Origin of the sequence: Pseudoxanthobacter sp., assembly GCF_036822375.1 — a bacterium.
GTDB lineage: Bacteria > Pseudomonadota > Alphaproteobacteria > Rhizobiales > Segnochrobactraceae > Pseudoxanthobacter.
This window is the reverse complement of sequence record NZ_DAISHT010000372.1, coordinates 1-1,736: the sequence shown is the minus strand read 5'-3', so window position 1 is coordinate 1,736 and position 1,736 is coordinate 1. Positions and strand designations below refer to the sequence as shown.

2 protein-coding genes are annotated in these 1,736 nt (G+C 66.9%); both read left to right on the top strand.

Translation table 11 applies throughout. The annotated features are described in order from the left end of the window. Positions 1–89 precede the first annotated feature (89 nt). The gene (gene trxB, locus V7067_RS17740) at positions 90–1,058 is read left to right on the top strand and encodes a thioredoxin-disulfide reductase (protein ID WP_334177205.1); all 969 of its coding nucleotides are present in this window, start codon (positions 90–92) and stop codon (positions 1,056–1,058) included. Positions 1,059–1,260: 202 nt separating this feature from the next. Further along, on the top strand, positions 1,261–1,736 hold a 476-nt coding region (locus V7067_RS17735; protein ID WP_334177204.1), incomplete at its 3' end, for a LysR family transcriptional regulator.

The window sequence follows — 1,736 nt, the reverse complement described above, 5'->3', positions numbered from 1 at the left end:
CAAGCCTTGTGAGATGCGCTTTCCGCGCACATCTCAGCCGCCAAAGGCGCATGATGCCGTTATGCGCCGCGCGCACATGAGGAACAAACATGAGCAACGCCCGGCATTTGAAGATGCTGATCGTCGGGTCCGGCCCGGCCGGCTACACCGCGGCGATCTATGCGGCTCGTGCAATGCTGAAGCCGGCGATCGTGGCGGGCATCCAGCCCGGCGGCCAGCTCACCATCACCACCGAGGTGGAGAACTATCCGGGCTTCGCCGAGCCCATTCAGGGCCCCTGGCTGGTGGAGCAGATGCGGTTGCAGGCCGAGCACGTCGGCACCGAGATGATTTACGACCTGATCGTCGCCGCCGACCTGTCGAAGCCGCCGTTCCGCCTCACCGGCGATTCCGGCACGCTCTACACCTGCGACACACTGGTCATCGCCACCGGCGCGCAGGCGCGCTGGCTGGGCATTCCCTCCGAAGAGAAGCTCAAGGGCTTCGGCATCTCCGCCTGCGCCACCTGCGACGGCTTCTTCTATCGCGGCAAGAAGGTGATCGTGGTCGGCGGCGGCAACAGCGCGGTGGAAGAGGCGCTCTACCTCACCCACCACGCCGAGAAGGTGACACTGGTGCACCGCCGCGACAGCCTGCGCGCCGAGCGCATTCTGCAGAACCGCCTGTTCACCAACCCCAAGATCGACGTGGTGTGGGACAGCGAGATCGCCGAATTCCACGGCAGCGGAATGCCGCAGGCTGTCACCTCGGTGACGCTGCGCAATGTCAAGACCGGCGCAACCGAGCAGCGCGATATTGACGGCGTGTTCGTGGCGATCGGCCATCACCCCGCCTCCGAGGTCTTCCGCGACCAGCTGAAGATGAAGGCCGGCGGCTATATCTGGACGGCGGCCGATTCCACCGCCACCTCGGTGCCGGGGGTGTTTGCCGCCGGCGATGTGACCGACGAGAAATTCCGGCAGGCGGTCACCGCCGCCGGCATGGGCTGCATGGCGGCCCTTGAGGCCGAGCGCTATCTGGGCGCGCTGGAAGACGGGGTGGCGCAAGCCGCCGAATGACATGAAAACCCGGCCTCCGGTGCGGCCTGACGCCGATGCCGCACCGGAGCCGGACCGGGAGAAACGCCGCCGATCCCCGAGGCTCGGCGCCGGGCCGAACCGATAAGCACCGCACGGCAAAAAAGCCGGCACCAGAGACAAAGCGGGCGGAGAGGACTGCCTGCCGGGGAACACGGCGCGACACGAGGGGGCCGCACGGCCGATGGACTGGGACAAACTGCGCATCTTCCACGCTGCCGCGCAGGCCGGCAGCTTCACCCATGCCGGCGAGATGCTCAACATGAGCCAGTCGGCCGTCAGCCGTCAGGTCGGCGCGCTGGAGCAGGAACTGGGCATTCCGCTGTTCCATCGCCATGCCCGCGGCCTGCTGCTGACCGAGCAGGGCGACCTGCTGTTCCGCACCGCCCGCGACGTGATGATGAAGCTGGATGCGGTGCAGGCCCGCCTTGCCGATTCCCGCGAGAAGCCTTCCGGCGTGCTGCGCGTCACCACCACCGTCGGTCTCGGCACCTCGTGGCTGACGAGCCGCATCCACGAATTCCTTGAGATCTACCCGGATGTCGAGCTGCAGGTCATTCTGGACGACAGCGAACTCGATCTTGCCATGCGGCAGGCCGATGTCGCCATCCGCCTGCGCCAGCCGGTGCAGCCGGATCTGATCCAGCGCCGGCTGTTCAC

Coding starts and splice junctions, on each gene's coding strand:
- trxB (WP_334177205.1), top strand. CDS start 90: ATGAGCAACGCCCGGCATTTGAAGATGCTGATCGTCGGGTCCGGCCCG.